Annotated in this window: 22 protein-coding genes and 2 tRNA genes; 23 read left to right on the forward strand and 1 reads right to left on the reverse strand. The window is 35.2% G+C overall.

Annotated features, from left to right (window positions below; translation table 11 throughout):
• Positions 1-105: 105 nt before the first annotated feature.
• From PHF10_03905 to PHF10_03940, 8 genes are all read left to right on the forward strand, one after another.
• Positions 106-2,007: an SH3 domain-containing protein gene (locus tag PHF10_03905; GenBank protein MDD5534866.1), complete on the forward strand. Its 1,902-nt coding sequence runs from the start codon at positions 106-108 to the stop codon at positions 2,005-2,007.
• 4 nt (positions 2,008-2,011) lie between these two features.
• On the forward strand, positions 2,012-2,230 hold the full coding sequence (locus PHF10_03910; protein ID MDD5534867.1) for a hypothetical protein: 219 nt from the start codon (positions 2,012-2,014) through the stop codon (positions 2,228-2,230).
• 72 nt (positions 2,231-2,302) lie between these two features.
• Positions 2,303-4,345 carry a DNA topoisomerase (ATP-hydrolyzing) subunit B gene (gene gyrB, locus PHF10_03915; protein ID MDD5534868.1) on the forward strand — a complete coding sequence of 681 codons (2,043 nt, stop codon included), beginning with the start codon at positions 2,303-2,305 and terminating at the stop codon, positions 4,343-4,345.
• 166 nt (positions 4,346-4,511) lie between these two features.
• Positions 4,512-4,694, forward strand: coding sequence for a preprotein translocase subunit SecE (gene secE, locus PHF10_03920; GenBank protein ID MDD5534869.1), 183 nt, complete (start codon positions 4,512-4,514; stop codon positions 4,692-4,694).
• A 4-nt stretch (positions 4,695-4,698) separates the two neighbouring features.
• The gene (gene nusG / locus PHF10_03925; protein ID MDD5534870.1) at positions 4,699-5,244 is read left to right on the forward strand and encodes a transcription termination/antitermination protein NusG; all 546 of its coding nucleotides are present in this window, start codon (positions 4,699-4,701) and stop codon (positions 5,242-5,244) included.
• A 7-nt stretch (positions 5,245-5,251) separates the two neighbouring features.
• Positions 5,252-5,677, forward strand: a complete 426-nt coding sequence (gene rplK / locus PHF10_03930) for a 50S ribosomal protein L11 (protein ID MDD5534871.1) — start codon at positions 5,252-5,254, stop codon at positions 5,675-5,677.
• Between the two features lie 35 nt (positions 5,678-5,712).
• A complete protein-coding gene (gene rplA, locus PHF10_03935) occupies positions 5,713-6,390 on the forward strand; it encodes a 50S ribosomal protein L1 (GenBank protein MDD5534872.1) in 678 nt (225 codons plus the stop codon).
• Between the two features lie 3 nt (positions 6,391-6,393).
• Complete coding sequence (locus PHF10_03940; GenBank protein MDD5534873.1) at positions 6,394-7,089, forward strand: hypothetical protein; 696 nt, start codon at positions 6,394-6,396, stop codon at positions 7,087-7,089.
• Here PHF10_03940 and cysS read toward each other — a convergent pair.
• Positions 7,081-8,475: a cysteine--tRNA ligase gene (gene cysS, locus PHF10_03945; protein ID MDD5534874.1), complete on the reverse strand. Its 1,395-nt coding sequence runs from the start codon at positions 8,473-8,475 to the stop codon at positions 7,081-7,083. The genes PHF10_03940 and cysS overlap by 9 nt on opposite strands.
• A gap of 115 nt (positions 8,476-8,590) precedes the next feature.
• Here cysS and PHF10_03950 point away from each other — a divergent pair, with 115 nt between their 5' ends.
• From PHF10_03950 to PHF10_04020, 15 genes are all read left to right on the forward strand, one after another.
• Positions 8,591-8,986, forward strand: a complete 396-nt coding sequence (locus tag PHF10_03950; GenBank protein ID MDD5534875.1) for a hypothetical protein — start codon at positions 8,591-8,593, stop codon at positions 8,984-8,986.
• 141 nt (positions 8,987-9,127) lie between these two features.
• A complete protein-coding gene (locus tag PHF10_03955; GenBank protein MDD5534876.1) occupies positions 9,128-9,502 on the forward strand; it encodes a hypothetical protein in 375 nt (124 codons plus the stop codon).
• 81 nt (positions 9,503-9,583) lie between these two features.
• Positions 9,584-10,516 carry a UDP-N-acetylmuramate dehydrogenase gene (gene murB / locus PHF10_03960; protein MDD5534877.1) on the forward strand — a complete coding sequence of 311 codons (933 nt, stop codon included), beginning with the start codon at positions 9,584-9,586 and terminating at the stop codon, positions 10,514-10,516.
• Positions 10,500-11,183 carry a hypothetical protein gene (locus tag PHF10_03965; GenBank protein ID MDD5534878.1) on the forward strand — a complete coding sequence of 228 codons (684 nt, stop codon included), beginning with the start codon at positions 10,500-10,502 and terminating at the stop codon, positions 11,181-11,183. Before murB ends, PHF10_03965 begins: the two co-directional genes overlap by 17 nt.
• An 83-nt stretch (positions 11,184-11,266) precedes the next feature.
• Positions 11,267-11,497, forward strand: coding sequence for a translation initiation factor IF-1 (infA, locus tag PHF10_03970; GenBank protein MDD5534879.1), 231 nt, complete (start codon positions 11,267-11,269; stop codon positions 11,495-11,497).
• 98 nt (positions 11,498-11,595) lie between these two features.
• A complete protein-coding gene (gene rpmJ, locus PHF10_03975; GenBank protein MDD5534880.1) occupies positions 11,596-11,709 on the forward strand; it encodes a 50S ribosomal protein L36 in 114 nt (37 codons plus the stop codon).
• A 12-nt stretch (positions 11,710-11,721) separates the two neighbouring features.
• Positions 11,722-12,108 carry a 30S ribosomal protein S13 gene (gene rpsM / locus PHF10_03980; GenBank protein ID MDD5534881.1) on the forward strand — a complete coding sequence of 129 codons (387 nt, stop codon included), beginning with the start codon at positions 11,722-11,724 and terminating at the stop codon, positions 12,106-12,108.
• Positions 12,109-12,114: 6 nt separating this feature from the next.
• Positions 12,115-12,558, forward strand: a complete 444-nt coding sequence (gene rpsK, locus PHF10_03985; protein MDD5534882.1) for a 30S ribosomal protein S11 — start codon at positions 12,115-12,117, stop codon at positions 12,556-12,558.
• Between the two features lie 24 nt (positions 12,559-12,582).
• On the forward strand, positions 12,583-13,206 hold the full coding sequence (gene rpsD / locus PHF10_03990; GenBank protein MDD5534883.1) for a 30S ribosomal protein S4: 624 nt from the start codon (positions 12,583-12,585) through the stop codon (positions 13,204-13,206).
• A 10-nt stretch (positions 13,207-13,216) separates the two neighbouring features.
• Positions 13,217-14,014 (forward strand): DNA-directed RNA polymerase subunit alpha, encoded by a 798-nt coding sequence (gene rpoA, locus PHF10_03995; GenBank protein ID MDD5534884.1) that lies wholly within the window; start codon positions 13,217-13,219, stop codon positions 14,012-14,014.
• A 9-nt stretch (positions 14,015-14,023) separates the two neighbouring features.
• Positions 14,024-14,377: a 50S ribosomal protein L17 gene (gene rplQ / locus PHF10_04000; GenBank protein ID MDD5534885.1), complete on the forward strand. Its 354-nt coding sequence runs from the start codon at positions 14,024-14,026 to the stop codon at positions 14,375-14,377.
• A 15-nt stretch (positions 14,378-14,392) separates the two neighbouring features.
• Positions 14,393-14,749 carry a 50S ribosomal protein L13 gene (rplM, locus tag PHF10_04005; GenBank protein ID MDD5534886.1) on the forward strand — a complete coding sequence of 119 codons (357 nt, stop codon included), beginning with the start codon at positions 14,393-14,395 and terminating at the stop codon, positions 14,747-14,749.
• An 84-nt stretch (positions 14,750-14,833) separates the two neighbouring features.
• A complete protein-coding gene (def, locus tag PHF10_04010) occupies positions 14,834-15,316 on the forward strand; it encodes a peptide deformylase (protein MDD5534887.1) in 483 nt (160 codons plus the stop codon).
• 264 nt (positions 15,317-15,580) lie between these two features.
• Positions 15,581-15,651: transfer RNA gene (locus PHF10_04015), tRNA-Gly, on the forward strand.
• Positions 15,652-15,719: 68 nt separating this feature from the next.
• A tRNA-Thr gene (locus PHF10_04020) sits at positions 15,720-15,793 on the forward strand.
• Positions 15,794-15,811 lie beyond the last annotated feature (18 nt).

Raw genomic sequence — 15,811 nt, forward strand, 5'->3', positions numbered from 1 at the left:
TAGGATTTAATTAATATAGTTAAGCTTTTTTATTCGCATTTCAACATCGTTCTGTCACTCTCAATAAATAAATTTTAGCTTGAAAATCAACAATAATTTAAATCTATGAAAAAACAATTCTCATTTTTTAAAATTACAATAATCATTTTAATATTTGGTGTTTTTGCATTTGTCAATCAAGTTTGTGCAGAAATAAATGATTATCAACTAAATAAAAATGATGTTCAATATGCGATAACACCATTAATATTTAACGAAGGGGATAGAGAGCCAATTGAATTAAAGTTTAAAATATTATCATCAAATTTTGATTATACTGAAATTAAGTCTATTTATTTTAAGTTTTATAATTATTCTGATGATTTATACTTTTCTTTTTCTAAAGGAATCTTTGAAAATGATTGGAACACAAATAACAAAGAATTCACATTCAGTATGACAAATGATTGGTCTACAAGATATAATGCCAAGTTAATTTCAATTGATTATCAGGTTAAATATCAAAATATTTTGTATTCTATTCCAATTGATGATGAAACCAAAATAATAGTTATACCGACGGTGCCGATTACTTGTAATTCTTTTATTTATTCTAATTGGTCTTCTTGCTCTGAGGGCGGTTCACAGACAAGGTCTATAATTTCTTCTTCTCCAAGTGGATGTTCCGGGGGCAACCCTATTTTAACTCAAACTTGTACTTATGTTCTACCAGTTTGCACTTCATGGGTATATTCCGATTGGAATATTTGTCAATCTAATGGGACACAAAATAGAACTGTAACTTCATTTTCACCAAACGGTTGCACGGGTGGCAACCCTATTTTAACTCAATCCTGTGCTTATGTTGCACCAACCTGCACTTCATGGACTTATTCTAATTGGTCTTCGTGTTTAGACAACAGTCAGCAAACAAGGTCTATAATTTCTTCTTCTCCAAATGGTTGTTCTAATGGAAATCCAATATTGACTCAATCTTGCACATATATTTACACTCCACCAACCTGCACTTCATGGACTTATTCTGATTGGGGCGCGTGTGTTAATAATCAACAAAGCAGAACAATAATATCGTCACAGCCTGCAAGCTGTATTGGCGGTAATCCTATATTAATACAAACTTGTAATCTTACACCAGCCTGTTCAGAAAACGATTGGACGTCTCTTTTAACTCCAACGGCTTGTCCAAATAACGGTCAGCAAACAAAAACATGGTATAAAATAGGGCAATGCCAAGAGGGAGTTACTCATCCATCTACAGAAACAATCAGCTGTAATTATCAAGCACTTACTTGTACTGATTTCACATACAATAATTGGGGTGAGTGCGGTTTAAGCGGTGTGCAATCAAGGACGGTATTTTCTTCTTCTCCAAGTGGATGTTCCGGGGGCAACCCTATTTTAACTCAAACTTGTACTTATATTCCTACCTGCATAGTAAATAATTGGTCTTGTGGTAATTGGTCTAGTTGTTCTTCAAATGGTGCTCAAACTAGAATATGTAATAAAATTTTAAATTGCGATGGGGGCGTATTGTCGCCTGCAACTACACAATCATGTATTTATACATCGCCAGAAAAACAAGAAAATATCGGTTCACTTTCGGACGGAACCTTGGTCAGAATAAAAGGTACTGCCGGTGTTTATTTAATTTATAACAATCAAAAACGTCCCATTAAGAGTGCTGCGGTATTTTTAGGCAGAGGATATAAATGGAAAAATATAATTGATGTTGATGCGAATATATTAAATGTTTATCCTACGGGCTCAGAATTAACAATTTCAGAAGTAATAAATATAGTGCCAAAAAATCAGGGTATCAAGATAAAGATTAATGTCCCGAGTTTGCGAGTTAGAAGTTTACCCAATGCGAACGGAAAAATTATTATTTCAGTCTTGAACGGGAAAGAATATCAAGTGATCGAAAAACAAACCGGTTGGTATAAAATAAATTATACTGCTAATAAAACAGGCTGGATAATGAGCCAATATACAAAAATAATTAAATAAAGATATGATAGGTACGATTGGATTAATTTTTAATTTTATCGGTACATTATTGATTATCCTTTTTATAGGTAAAGATCAAAATGAGTGGACGGAGAACGAAGGAAAATATAAAAATAAAAAATATTATGCCTTATTTATTAAGTGCCCCCGTTGTTTAAATTTTGGAATTATTTTAATAGTTATAGGATTTATTTTTAGTTTAATTGATAGTTTATTAAAATAGCGAGTAGTACGACAGGGTAAAATTTCAAAAAAGTCATTGTCAACAAATTAATTTTGTGATATAATATTACTGATGAAAAATAAACAAACAGACAAAAAGACGGAAGTCAAAATAACTCCTCAAGACAAAAAGAAGGCGGATATTAAAGAATATGGCGCCAAGCAAATTACCGTTCTTGAAGGATTGGAACCGGTTAGAAAAAGACCGGCCATGTATATTGGTTCAACCGATTTAACCGGCTTGCATCATCTTATTTGGGAAGTGGCGGACAACGCTTTGGACGAAGCCACGGGCGGTTTTTGCAATGAAATAAGCATTGAATTATTGGAAGGCAACAGAGTCAGAGTTTCGGATAACGGCCGAGGTATTCCGGTTGATATTCACAAAGGCACGGGTAAAAGCGCGCTTGAAGTGGTTATGACCAAACTTCATGCCGGCGGAAAATTTGACCAAGGAGCTTATAAAATTTCAGGCGGATTGCACGGGGTGGGAGTTTCAGTGGTAAACGCTTTGTCAGTTTACACAAAAGCGGAAGTTAAGAGAGACGGAAAACTTTGGGCGCAAGAATATAAACGGGGAATTCCAACCGGAAAAGTCAAACCAGTCGGAAAAGCAGAGGGGAGCGGAACAATCATTACTTTCCAGCCTGATCCGGAAATTTTTCCAAGAACAGATTTTAATTTTGAAACAATTTTAAATCATCTTCGCCAGCAAGCTTATTTGACACGCGGAATAAAAATCAGTGTTTCCGACGAATCGTCTCCGAAAAATAAAAAATCATACACTTTTTATTTTGAAGGCGGCGTATATTCGTTTGTTCAATATTTAAATAGAACCAATGAACCGCTGCATCCGAATGTTTTTTACGTGGCCAAAGAAGCGGAAGATATTTTCGTGGAAGTCGGTTTTCAATACACCAATGATTTCAGAGAATGTTTGCTCGGTTTTGCCAATAATATTTATACTCCCGAAGGCGGATCGCACGTGGTCGGTTTTCGTTCAGCTTTGACCAGAGTATTAAACAGCTATGCCAGAGATAAAGATTATATAAAAGAAAAAGATGCCAATTTGACAGGTGATGATGTTCGCGAAGGATTAACCACGGTTATCAGCGTGAAATTAAAAGATCCGCAATTTGAAGGCCAGACCAAAAGCAAGTTGGGAAATGTTGAAGCGAGAACGGCGGTTGATACGATTTTCTCCGCTGCTTTCAAAGATTTTTTGGAAGAACATCCCAAAGATGCGGAAGCGATTATTAAACGTTGCGTTTTGTCGGCCAAGGCCAGACAAGCGGCCAAATCAGCCCGAGAAACAATTTTAAGAAAAGGCGTTTTGGAAAGCTTGGCTTTGCCGGGAAAATTGGCTGATTGCACTTCGAGAGATCCTCAATTGAGCGAACTTTTCATTGTCGAAGGAGACAGTGCCGGTGGAAGTTGTAAAATGGCTCGCGACAGAATGTATCAGGCGATTTTGCCATTGCGCGGAAAAATTATGAACGTTGAGAGAGCGCGTTTGGATAAAATTCTTTCCAATCAAGAATTAAAATCTTTGGTTATCGCTTTGGGAACAAATATCGGAGAACAATTTGAAATTGAAAAATTGCGCTATCATAAAATTATTATTATGACTGATGCGGACGTAGACGGTTCGCACATCAGAACGCTTCTTTTGACTTTCTTCTATCGTTATTTTCCGGAATTGGTCAATCAGGGATTTATTTACGCCGCTCAACCGCCATTGTATCGCGTTCAATTTGGCGGTAATTCCAAATATTTTTACAATGAAGAAGACAAAGATAAATTTTTAAAACAAGAGAGAAATGATAAATCGGAAGAAGTGGGCAAAGGATTTAAAGTAAAGAAAATAGGGGATACGCCCAAGCAATCAGCGCCGAAAAATTTTAACATTCAAAGATATAAAGGTTTGGGTGAAATGAATCCGGACGAACTTTTTGAAACCACCATGAATAAAAACACCCGCATTTTGAAAAAGATAGAAGTGGAAAACGCCTCCAAAACAGACGAGATATTTGATATTTTAATGGGCAAAGACGTTGAACCGAGAAAAAGATTTATTCAAACCCACGCCAAAGCCGTTAAAAATTTGGATATCTAAACAGCTTTTTAGCTTGTAGCTTATTAGCTTTTTAGGCCTTAGAAACTAGCTTATTAAAAATTTTAGCCTACAGGCTAAAAAGCCAGTTTATCCACTTGCATGTTTTTAAATGAGTGTTATTATAAATAAGACCCGCCGGGTCATTTTAAAAACCAATAATATTAGTATGATAAATAAATTTAGCAATTATATTAAAAGTTCCATTAGCGAACTGAAAAAAGTGGCTTGGCCTTCACGAAAAGAAACCACAAACCACACTATTTTGGTTATTGGTATAAGTTTAGGCCTCGCTGCTTTTTTAGGTTTGATTGATTTTTTCTTAACCAAATTATTACAAGTGATATTATAAATTTATGCCTAGGCAAATTCAACAAGAAGGCCGCCGTTGGTATGCCATTCATACTTATGCCGGATACGAAGAAAACGTGGCCGAAAACTTGCAGCAAAGAATTGACTCAATGGACATGCACGATAAAATTTTTAATATTTTAATTCCCACTGAAAAGAGAATTAAAATAAGAAATAGCAAGCGAAGAGTGGTGATTGAAAAAATGTTTCCCGGTTATGTATTAGTGGAAATGGATGTAACCGATGATTCATGGTATGTGGTCAGAAATACACCGAATGTTACCGGTTTTATCGGCTCGGGCACTACGCCTACTCCGTTGTCTGACGCGGAATTTAAAAATATTCAGAAAAGAATGGGTGTTGAAGAACCCAAATATAAAATTGATATCAGCATCGGTTCTCCTGTTAAAATCAATGATGGACCGTTTAAGGGTTTTGAAGGCAGAGTAGAGGAAGTTGACGAAATGAGAGGAAGATTAAAAGTTCTGATTTCCGTCTTCGGCCGCGAAACTCCTATTGAATTAGACTTTTTACAGATTAAAAAAATATAATAATTTTATGGCTAAAAAAATAAAAAGCGTTATTAAACTTCAAATTCAGGCAGGACAAGCTAATCCCGCGCCGCCAGTCGGTCCGGCATTAGGCCAGCACGGTTTAAATATCGCGGAATTTTGCAAAAAATTTAATGACGCCACTAAAGATAAAATCGGCAACATTATTCCGGCGGAAATTACTGTTTTTGAAGACAGGACTTATTCTTTTGTTCTCAAAACTCCTCCCGCTTCGGAATTGCTTAAAAAAGCGGCCGGTATTGAGAAAGGTTCAGGAAAACCATTGCAAGTGAAAGTTGGAAAAGTAACCAAAGCTCAAATCAGAGAAATTGCCAAAATAAAATTACCGGATTTGAATACTGATAATTTGGAAGCGGCTTGTAAAATTATTGAAGGCACAGCCAGACAAATGGGCATTGAGGTGAAAAACTAAAAAGCTAATAAGCTAATTCCTAAAAAGCTAATTTTATGTACAGCAAACGTTATCAAAAAATAAAAAAACAAACAGATTCTTCTAAAGCTTATAATTTAGGCGAAGCTATAGATCTTATTAAAAGTTTGAAATCCGCCAAATTTGACGAGACGATTGATATTCATATTAAATTGGGTATTAATCCTTCCAAAACAGAACAGCAAGCCAAGGGCTCGGTTATTCTGCCAAATGGAGCGGTAAAAACAAAAAAAATTGTTGCTTTTGTTTCTGAAAAGCACGTTCAGGAAGCCAAAGACGCCGGAGCTGATTTGGTTGGCGGCGAAGAATTGATCAAGGAAATCAAGGAAACAGGTAAATGCAATTTTGACGTAGCCGTCGCTCATCCTGATATGATGAGAAGTTTGGCTCAAGTGGCAAAAGTTTTAGGACCAAAGGGTTTAATGCCAACGCCAAAACTCGGCACCATTACCGAAGATATTTCTAAAATTATCGGTGAATTGAAAAAAGGCAAAGTGGCTTTTAAAAATGACGCCGGCGGAAATGTCCATCAAGCAATGGGAAAAGTTTCTTGGGATAAAGAAAAAATTCAAGGCAATATGGAAGCATTTTTGTCCGCGGTCAGAAAATCAAAACCGGCCGGAGTGAAAAGTAATTTTATCAAATCAGTGTCCATTGCCTCAACCATGGGGCCGGGATTAAAGATTAGTATCTAATTTATGAAGAAGAAAGGGCTATTCATCGTTTTGGAAGGAACTGATGGCTCGGGCAAAAGCGAACAATTTAATCGTTTGCTTAAAAGATTAAAACAATCAGGTCAAAATATAAAAACAGTGGACTTTCCGCAATACGGGAAGTCTTCTGCTTATTTCGTGGAAAAATATTTAACCGGCGAATACGGCGGATGGAAAGAAGTCGGACCGTATAAAGCTTCTCTTTTTTATGCCTTGGACAGATTTGATATTTCCGCGCAAGTTAGAAAATGGTTAAAACAGGGAAATATAATTTTAGCCAATCGTTATGTAGCTTCCAATTTGGGACACCAGGGTGTTAAAATAAAAAATAAAAACACTCGGCATAATTTTTTCAAATGGATTAATAATTTGGAATATGAAATTTTAGGCATTCCCAGACCGGATATCAATTTTTTTCTTCACGTGCCGGCCAAGGTGGCTTATAAATTAGTGGCTAAAAAAGGAGCGCGCGAATATTTGCACGGTAAAAAAAGAGATATCCATGAACAGGATATCAAACACTTGCAGCAAGCGGAAAAAAATTATTTGGAAATCGTAAAATTTTTCCCTAAAGATTTTTTATTGATTGAATGCGCTTCAAATAATAAGCTTTTAAGCAGAGAGGAGATAGAGGAAAGAATTTGGAAAAGTTTCAAAAGAAAATATCCAAGCTTAGGATAATTTCTTGATAATTGATCCTTGCTCAGCATCTTCCACCGTAAATCCTAAATCTTCAATTTTTTTGCGAACTTGGTCGGCTTCCGACCATTTTTTTTGTTTTCTTAATTCTTCCCGTTCTTTGGCCAAGGCAGATATTTCTTCCGGAATTTCTATCGGTTTTACTTTATCCAAATTTAATCCCAAAACTTGGTCAAACTTCAATAAAGTGGCCATTTTTTGTTCATCAGGATATTTTTCTTTTAATAAATCCCAAACAACCGCCAAAGCTTTTGGCGTGTTTAAGTCATCGTTAATGGCTTGGTCAAATTTTTCTTCAACTTCTTTAATTATGGTAGTTGGTTTAGGAAAATTTCCCACGATTTGATAAAGATTATTCAAAGCATTCTGAGCCGCAGTTAAACTTTCCAAATCAAAGGATAGGGGAGAACGGTAATGAGTGTTTAAACATAAATAACGGAAAGCCAAAGATTGAAAATTTAAATTTTTTAATTCTGAAAGGGTATAAATTTCACCTTTACTTTTTGACATTTTTCCGCCTTTAAACAAGAGCCATCTTATATGCAGCCAATAATTGACGAATTTTTTACCCGTGGCCGCTTCGCTTTGGGCGATTTCATTAGTATGATGAATGGCAATATGTTCTTCACCGCCGGTATGAATGTCGAAATGTTCTCCCAGATATTTCATACTCATAGCCGAGCATTCAATATGCCAGCCCGGAAAACCAATTCCCCAAGGGCTTTCCCATTCTTGCTGCCTTTTCGCTTGTCCTGAGCCATGAGCTTGTCGAATGGTCGAAGGGGAGAATTTCCAAAGAGCAAAATCAGTAATGTTCTTTTTTTCTTTCATCTCAATTCTCGCACCTGCCTCAAGCCCTTCTATTTTGAGTCCGGCCAATTTGCCATAATCTTTTAATTTGGAAGTGTCAAAATAAATTCCGTCAGAAGTTTTGTAAGTATATCCTTTTTCTTCCAATTTTTTTATCAATTCAATTTGTTCTTTAATATGTTCGGTTGCCTTGCACCAAATATCGGGTTCGGAGATATTTAATTTTTTAAAATCATCTTTAAGAATTTGCCAATAATAATTGGCGATATCTTCCGCTTTTTTCCCTTCTTTGGCAGCCGCTTTTTCCATTTTATCTTCGCCTGTGTCCGCATCAGAAGTTAAATGTCCAACATCAGTTACATTGATAACATGCTTGATTTGATAATTATTGTAAATTAAGGTTTTTTTGAGAACATCGGCAAAAATATAAGCTCTTAAACAGCCGATGTGCTGATACCAATAAACCGTTGGGCCGCAAGAATAAATGCCGGCAAAACCGGGTTTAATCGGTTTAAATTCTTCTTTCTGGCGAGTGAGAGTGTTATAAAGTTTTAACATATTAAAATTATTTTAACATTATAAAATAGGGTTGACAAGTGTTCAAAATTTGCTATATTATTAATTAATAATTCCAAACATGTTTTGGAAAGAAAATTAAAAAAGGAGGAAAACCATGAATAGCGGAGTATATGCCGTTAGGCAGCTACGGAAAATTCGCAAAATTCAGAAAGAACAGAATAGGGTTATAAAAAGATATGAAAAAGAAAAAAGGATAATTGCAGATGCAATTATCACGAGAATCGAAGAACCGGTTTTAAGCGGAGATTTATTTCGGATCATGAAAGACTCAGGTAATCGTCCGCCGGAAGAAATTAGATTTGAAGTTAATAAAGAAAAAGGAACCCTGGATGTCATTTTTGACTACAGCGGAAATTATCTCGATAATAATAAGGTGAATGGCGAATTCATTGATGATTGGGTGCAAAAAAAAGTTCAAGAAAGATTTAAAGAATGGGGTATGTCTTCGGAGTATATTTCCAGTTGTATTATCGCAGAATATGGGAAATAATAAAAAAAGCGGCGTGAGAAAATCTCACCCGCTTTTATTTTTTTATTAAAATTTTTTACTCTTGACAAAAGCTAAAAAATATGCTAATATATTAATAATTCCAAACATGTTTTGGAAAGAAAATTAAAAAAAGGGGGAAGAATGACGGAAATCCAAGAAAATTTTTATGATGGAATGAGAGCGGCCGAAAAGGGCCTTTTAAGTTCTGGCCTTCCGATAACTATGCCCGATCTTATTGGTTTCAGATTTGTTTTTGGGTGTAAATATGGTTCTCATTACCAAATTCTTGTTGGTACTATCACCGGAGTTCGTATTTCCGATATAGGGGGATTTCAGCTTCAGATTTCTAATGAGAAGATGGGTGGGGACAAGATTGACTGTATTATACAAACAGAAGAGGGTTGGGAATTAATAACTCTTCCAGAGGAAAAAGAGTGTTCAAGGCCAATAATGGGCGCCACGAATCTTTACCATCCCAAAGATAGGGGGTATTATCCGGGAGTTTTCTTAAAATAAGGACTAATAATAGAAGGAGTGATTGATGTAAAACATCTTTCGCTCCTTTTCTTTTTCTTAAAATTTGATAGAATATGAAACATGATTCAGGTTAAGAAAAATGTTTGTTTGGCGCCTTTGACCAGTTTTAAAATTGGCGGACCGGCCAAATATTTTTTGGAAGCCAAAAATGTTGATGAAGTTGCAGGGGGTTTGAAATGGGCCAAGAAAAATAAAATTAAATATTTTGTTTTGGGCGGCGGGAGCAATATATTGATATCGGATAGGGGATTTAACGGATTGGTGATAAAATTACTAATTACTAATTACAAATTACTAAATAATAAATTAGTTGTCGGAGTTGGAACATCACTGGCCAAATTAGTCAGTACTTCAATTAAGGCCGGTTTAACTGGACTAGAATGGGCGGCAGGCATTCCGGGCACTCTTGGGGGCGCAATATACGGCAATACGGGAGCCATGGGTCATTCTATTTCACAATCAGTGGAAAAGATAAAAGTTTTGAGAAACGGCAAGATAAAAAATTTAAAAAACAAAGACGCAAAATTCGCTTATCGGAAAAGTATTTTTCAAAAAAATAAAGATATTATTTTAGAGATTGAATTAAAATTGCAGAAAGGGGACAAGGAGGAAATTAAAAAATTGATAAAAGAAAATTTATTAAAAAGATCTCCAAATCAACCCCGTTATCCAAGCGCCGGATGCGTATTTAAAAATTTCAGCTTAAGGCTGACCAGCCTCGGGCTGGCGAAATTATCAGAAAAGTACCCCGAGCTAGAAAATTTCAAGAAATCAGGCACGGTTTCAGCCGGCTGGTTGATTGAGAAATGCGGTTTAAAAGGCAAGCAAATCGGCCAAGCGCAAATCAGTGAGAAACATGCTAATTTCATAGTTAATCTGTGCAATGCCAGGGCCAAAGATGTTATTGCTTTAATCAATTTAGTCAAGAAAACAGTTAAAAATAAATTTAATTTTGATTTGAAAGAAGAAATACAATATGTCGATTTTAAATAGAAAATCATTGGAAATTGACGATTCGGTGAAGGTAGATTTTTTTTCTTTTGCTTTTAAATTTTATTTTTTCGGCGTTATCGGTTTAGCCTTGATTTTTTTGTCCGTTTGGCTGCCGATGTCCAAGGTTCAATTGACTGTTGCTTCCGAACCGTTAATTGCCAATTTTGAAATAAATTTGGATACTCAAGTTGATAACCCGATTTTTAATTTGGATACTATTGGCGCCAAAATTATTCCCGTTTCAACCATAAAAAGTTTTCCCGGATATAAAACTTTGGAAGGACTTCAAGATAATGAAAGCGGCAAGGCAATAGTTTTTAAAGAAAAAGATTTGATTAATTTGGTGGATTATAAAATAAATTTTTTACTGGGCAATAATAAGCGTGTTCTTGATCCGGATCCTAAAAAATGGGGGATTGAGATTCTTGATAAAAATTTTTCAAAAGGCGAAGGGAAGATAAAGCTGGCTATTTCACAAAAAGTTGTTTATGATTATAATCTCAGTGAAATCAGGCAAAGCTTGTCTTTTAAGCCGCGAATTCAAGCTCAAGAAAAACTTAATGAATTGCCCGGTCTTCAAAAAATCAATATTAAAATTTATTCCCCTTGTTATAGAAGAATGCCCATTTTTCCAAGCAGGATTTTTGTCTCTTTTATACCCATCTAGAGGTACTGCCCTTTGTTGGGGAAAACTTTAAAAGGGGCTTGACAAGATTTTTAAGATGTATAGAATAATAGTAATATTTATTTATGCCAGATATTCAAAAAGTGTCCAAAGATTTTATAGAAGTTGAGGGAATGGTTACAGAGTCATTGCCAAATACTACTTTTCGTGTACAATTAAGTAACGAAAAAGTTATCTTAGCTTATTTATCGGGTAAGATGCGTTTGCATAAAATTAAAATTTTGCCTGGTGATAGAGTAAGAATTGAAATGAGCCCCTACGACTTAACTAAAGGAAGAATAGTGTATAGGAACTAAATGCAAATCACTACAAATTTTATTAGAGTTACAAATTTTTACAAATATTGGTAGCGATTTGCATATTTGTTTAATTTGTAATAATTCGTAATCATAATATGAAAGTAAGATCATCCGTAAAAGCAATGTGCAGATTATGCAAAGTCGTCCGCCGAAAAAAGCGGCTTTATGTGCTTTGTAAAAATGCGAAACATAAACAAAGACAAGGATAAAATTTTAAATTTATGGCAAGAATACAAGGCGTTGATTTACCAAAAGACAAAAGAATAGAAATAGGTTTAACCTATATTTTTGGCATTGGTCAAACAACTTCAAATAAAATTTTAAAAGAAGCAAAAATAAATCCTAATAAGCGGGTTAAAGAACTGAATGCTCAAGAAGTTGAACAGCTTAAAAGTATTATAGATAGTATTAAAGTGGAAGGAGCATTACATAGCGCTATCGTGGCCAATATTAAAAGATTAAGAGATGTAGGTTGTTATAGAGGTATTAGACATACTCGTCATCTTCCTGTTCGTGGTCAACGAACAAAAACTAATTCAAGAACAGTTCGTGGCAATGTACGCAGAACTATGGCCAGCGGACATAAAGAAGCTACTAAAAAAGGATAAAATTATATGGCAAAAGAAAAAAAAGAAACTAAAAAAGAAACAGCTGAAGAACCCAAGAAAAATAAAAAAGTTAAAAAGATTAAAAAGGGTCAGGCTGTCAGACAAATTCCAAAAGGCCAGGCCTATATTCAGGCTACCTATAATAACACAATTGTGTCTCTTACTGATTTAATGGGTAATGTTTTATCTTGGTCAAGCGCCGGTAAATTGGGTTTTAGAGGTCCAAAAAAAGCGACTCCTTATGCCGCCAATATTATTGTTAAAGACGCGGTGGAAAAAGCTCAAAAATACGGACTTAAAGAAGTTCAAGTTTTTGTTAAGGGAGTTGGAATGGGAAGAGAAGCAGCGGTCAGATCTCTTTATACTTATGGCCTTGAAATTTCAACTATTAAAGATACAACTCCGACTCCTCATAATGGATGTCGCCCGCCAAAAGTAAGAAGGGTATAACTTAAATTTTAAAACAATTTTAATATGAAATTCGGTCCTCAATGTAAAATATGTCGTCGTGAAGGCAAAAAACTTTTTCTAAAAGGTGATCGTTGTAATGCAGCGAAATGTCCTTTGCTTAAAAGAAAATATCCGCCGGGAATGCATGGCCCTAAGGGTTATGGTCGTTTATCAGAATACGGCGTTCAGTTAAGAGCAAAACAATGCCTTAAACGTTCTTATAATATTTTGGAACAGCAAATAAAAAATTATTTTAAAAAAGCCAAACGATTGAAAGGGGATACCGGAGTCAATTTCATGAAATTGATAGAATTAAGATTAGACAGTGTTATTTATCTGGCCGGTTTTGTTAATTCAAGAAAAAATGCCCGTCAGACAGTTTCTCACGGCAATATATTTGTTAATAATAAAGCGGTTGATATCCCGTCTTATCAAGTACAAGTGGGCGATATCATCACTCCTCGGCCGAAAAAGGAAATTACCGATAAAGTCAGCGAACAATTAAATTCAAGAAAAGACCAAGGATTAAAATCATGGTTTAACGTTGATGCCAAGAATCTTAAGGTTACGATTCTTAAAGAACCGGAGCCGGAAGATCTTCCTAAAGAATTTGATATTAAATTAATTATTGAGTTTTATAATCGATAGTTTATATATTATGAAAAATATTTCTTTGCCAGTTAAAATTGAATATCAAGCTGACGAAAAAAATAAAAATAAAGGTTCTGTTATTGTCGAACCTTGCTATCCGGGTTATGGAAACACATGGGGAAATGCCTTACGCCGCGTTTTGCTTTCATCATTAGAAGGAGCAGCGGTAACCGCAGTTAAGATTAAGGGCGCGAAATATGAATTTTCCGCCATGTCGGACGTTTCAGAAGATATTTTGGATATAATTTTGAATTTGAAATCATTACGCCTTAAAATTTTAAGTGATACCAATGAACCGATTAAATTGAATCTTAAAGCAAGCGGAGAAAAAAAGGTAACCGCCGGCGATATTACGCCTTGTGCTGATGTTGAAATTTTAAATCCAGAATTGATTATTGCCACTTTAACAGACAAAAAAATTCATTTTGAAATGGATATTTGGGTACAGAAAGGATATAGCTGGATTTCTTCAGAAGAGAAAAGCCGTGAAGGATTAGAAGTGGGAATAATCGTTACTGATTCAATTTTTACTCCTGTTGTGCAAGTGGCGGTTAATATAGAAAATGTCCGTGTCGGCAAAAGAACTGATTTTGACAAACTTATAGTAACCATTGAAACAAATGGCGCTCTAACTCCTCAGGAAGCTTTTTATACCGCCAGCCAATTATTAACTGAACAATTTTCCGCTTTAACTGACGGTTCTAGATTGATAATGGAAACTAAGGCGACAAAAGAAAAAACTAAAGATAAAAAAGAGAAAAAAGAGAAAAAAACTGCCGTAAAATCTAAGAAAAAATCGAAATAAAATTTTGGTATGAAGCATAGAAATAAAAAAAAGATTCTATCTAGAAAAATCGGTCCGCGAAAGGCCTTGATTAGAATTATGGCCATTAATTTTCTTTTAAAAGAAAAAATTAAAACCACAGAAGCAAAAGCCAAGGCAGTAAGACCGATAATTGAACGTTTAATTTCTTCGGCTAAAACTGATGATTTGGCTACCAGAAGAAAAATCATTGCCTCTCTTAATAATATTGAAGTTACCAAAAAACTTTTGGAAAAAATCGGTCCGAGATATAAAGAAAGAGCAGGCGGTTATATAAGAATTATAAAAATCGGCCGACGCCGCGGAGACGCTGCGGAGATGGTTTTTATGGAATTAGTTAAATAAATTTGATATCATTCTATGAAAAATGTAATTCGTAAAATACATACAATTGATGCCACAGATAAAGCGATTGGGCGTTTGGCGACAGAAGCTGTCAGGCTTCTTTCAGGTAAGCATAAAGTTGAATATGTTCCGTATCTTGACCAAGGCGACATTGTAGTTGTCAAAAATCTTGAAAAGGTTAAAATTACCGGTCAAAAATTAACTCAGAAAAAATATTATCATTATAGTGGTTATCCGGGCGGTATGAAAACGAGAACAATGGGCAAGATTTTTGTAAAAAATCCGCAAGATGTTTTACATCGAGCTGTTTACAATATGTTACCCAAGAATCAGTTGAGAAGGGGAATGATTAAAAGATTAAAATTTATTTAAAATTTATTTTTTACAAATAAAAAAACTTCCCCGTTAAGGGGTTGTTTTTTTAGTTAAATTTGATAAAATGATTCTATGTCAAAAATGGATATCAAAAAATTCGGCGACTCTATCTTAAGAGTAAGATGCCAAGAAATAAAAAATATCGACGACCAGGTAAAAAAAACCGCCATGGAAATGTTGGAAACAATGTATCATGGCAGGGGAGTTGGGTTAGCCGCTCCTCAAGTTGGTCTTAATTGGCAGTTGGTTGTAATTGATGCGGGCAAAGGGCCTCTGGTTTTAATTAATCCAAAAATTATTCAAAAATCAAATATTTTGGTCAAAGGCGAAGAGGGTTGTTTAAGTTTGCCAAATGTGAGTTTAAAAATAAAAAGGCCTTCTTGGGTTGAAATAGAAAACAGAAATATTAAAACTGATAATATTCAAAAATTTAAAGCTGAGGGATTGTTGGCCAGAGTCATTCAACACGAAATGGATCATCTTGAAGGAAAATTGATTATTGATCGAGTTCCATTTTGGGAAAAATGGTGCGCCTTGGGAAAATTAAAAACAAACATGAAATAAATTGATAACGAATGGTGGCGAAACCCGCCTTCACTCAGCGCTCCAAATCCTTGAAAATTATACTCGTTTTATTTTTAAAAATTCATAACTCCTCTCCCGACTATAGCGGGATCGTCAAACAGATGAATTTTTCAATAAAACTCCTTAATTTTCTAAGGCTTTTCCGCGATTTCGTTCAGGCGAATTTCGCCATAAGCATATTTGATAATTTTGCGAGCGTAGTATAAGGGGTATTATGTCATCTTCTTTACCCCGTTAAATTTTGCGGGATTAGTATAGTGGTAATACGCTTCCTTCCCAAGGAAGAACTGCCAGTTCGATTCTGGTATCCCGCTCATAACGAAGCAAAATTTTTGCGGGGCCAAGGTGAAGAAACGGGTTCGATTCCCGTTACTCCAAATAAGCCCTCTTAGTTCAGTGGTAGAACAGCGGTATCGTAAACCGCATACGTCAGTTCGATTCTGACAGAGGGCTCCATAAATGAATATTTTTTAT

It is taken from the genome of Patescibacteria group bacterium (assembly GCA_028716665.1).
Classification (GTDB): Bacteria; Patescibacteriota; Patescibacteriia; order UBA2591; family JAQUPP01; genus JAQUPP01.

Excerpts from the sequence above, each read along its gene's own strand:
- PHF10_03905 (MDD5534866.1), top strand. The coding sequence starts at position 106 with ATGAAAAAACAATTCTCATTTTTTAAAATTACAATAATCATTTTAATA.
- PHF10_03910 (MDD5534867.1), top strand. The coding sequence starts at position 2,012 with ATGATAGGTACGATTGGATTAATTTTTAATTTTATCGGTACATTATTG.
- gyrB (MDD5534868.1), top strand. The coding sequence starts at position 2,303 with ATGAAAAATAAACAAACAGACAAAAAGACGGAAGTCAAAATAACTCCT.
- secE (MDD5534869.1), top strand. The coding sequence starts at position 4,512 with ATGATAAATAAATTTAGCAATTATATTAAAAGTTCCATTAGCGAACTG.
- nusG (MDD5534870.1), top strand. The coding sequence starts at position 4,699 with ATGCCTAGGCAAATTCAACAAGAAGGCCGCCGTTGGTATGCCATTCAT.
- rplK (MDD5534871.1), top strand. The coding sequence starts at position 5,252 with ATGGCTAAAAAAATAAAAAGCGTTATTAAACTTCAAATTCAGGCAGGA.
- rplA (MDD5534872.1), top strand. The coding sequence starts at position 5,713 with ATGTACAGCAAACGTTATCAAAAAATAAAAAAACAAACAGATTCTTCT.
- PHF10_03940 (MDD5534873.1), top strand. The coding sequence starts at position 6,394 with ATGAAGAAGAAAGGGCTATTCATCGTTTTGGAAGGAACTGATGGCTCG.
- cysS (MDD5534874.1), bottom strand. The coding sequence starts at position 8,475 with ATGTTAAAACTTTATAACACTCTCACTCGCCAGAAAGAAGAATTTAAA.
- PHF10_03950 (MDD5534875.1), top strand. The coding sequence starts at position 8,591 with ATGAATAGCGGAGTATATGCCGTTAGGCAGCTACGGAAAATTCGCAAA.
- PHF10_03955 (MDD5534876.1), top strand. The coding sequence starts at position 9,128 with ATGACGGAAATCCAAGAAAATTTTTATGATGGAATGAGAGCGGCCGAA.
- murB (MDD5534877.1), top strand. The coding sequence starts at position 9,584 with ATGATTCAGGTTAAGAAAAATGTTTGTTTGGCGCCTTTGACCAGTTTT.
- PHF10_03965 (MDD5534878.1), top strand. The coding sequence starts at position 10,500 with ATGTCGATTTTAAATAGAAAATCATTGGAAATTGACGATTCGGTGAAG.
- infA (MDD5534879.1), top strand. The coding sequence starts at position 11,267 with ATGCCAGATATTCAAAAAGTGTCCAAAGATTTTATAGAAGTTGAGGGA.
- rpmJ (MDD5534880.1), top strand. The coding sequence starts at position 11,596 with ATGAAAGTAAGATCATCCGTAAAAGCAATGTGCAGATTATGCAAAGTC.
- rpsM (MDD5534881.1), top strand. The coding sequence starts at position 11,722 with ATGGCAAGAATACAAGGCGTTGATTTACCAAAAGACAAAAGAATAGAA.
- rpsK (MDD5534882.1), top strand. The coding sequence starts at position 12,115 with ATGGCAAAAGAAAAAAAAGAAACTAAAAAAGAAACAGCTGAAGAACCC.
- rpsD (MDD5534883.1), top strand. The coding sequence starts at position 12,583 with ATGAAATTCGGTCCTCAATGTAAAATATGTCGTCGTGAAGGCAAAAAA.
- rpoA (MDD5534884.1), top strand. The coding sequence starts at position 13,217 with ATGAAAAATATTTCTTTGCCAGTTAAAATTGAATATCAAGCTGACGAA.
- rplQ (MDD5534885.1), top strand. The coding sequence starts at position 14,024 with ATGAAGCATAGAAATAAAAAAAAGATTCTATCTAGAAAAATCGGTCCG.
- rplM (MDD5534886.1), top strand. The coding sequence starts at position 14,393 with ATGAAAAATGTAATTCGTAAAATACATACAATTGATGCCACAGATAAA.
- def (MDD5534887.1), top strand. The coding sequence starts at position 14,834 with ATGGATATCAAAAAATTCGGCGACTCTATCTTAAGAGTAAGATGCCAA.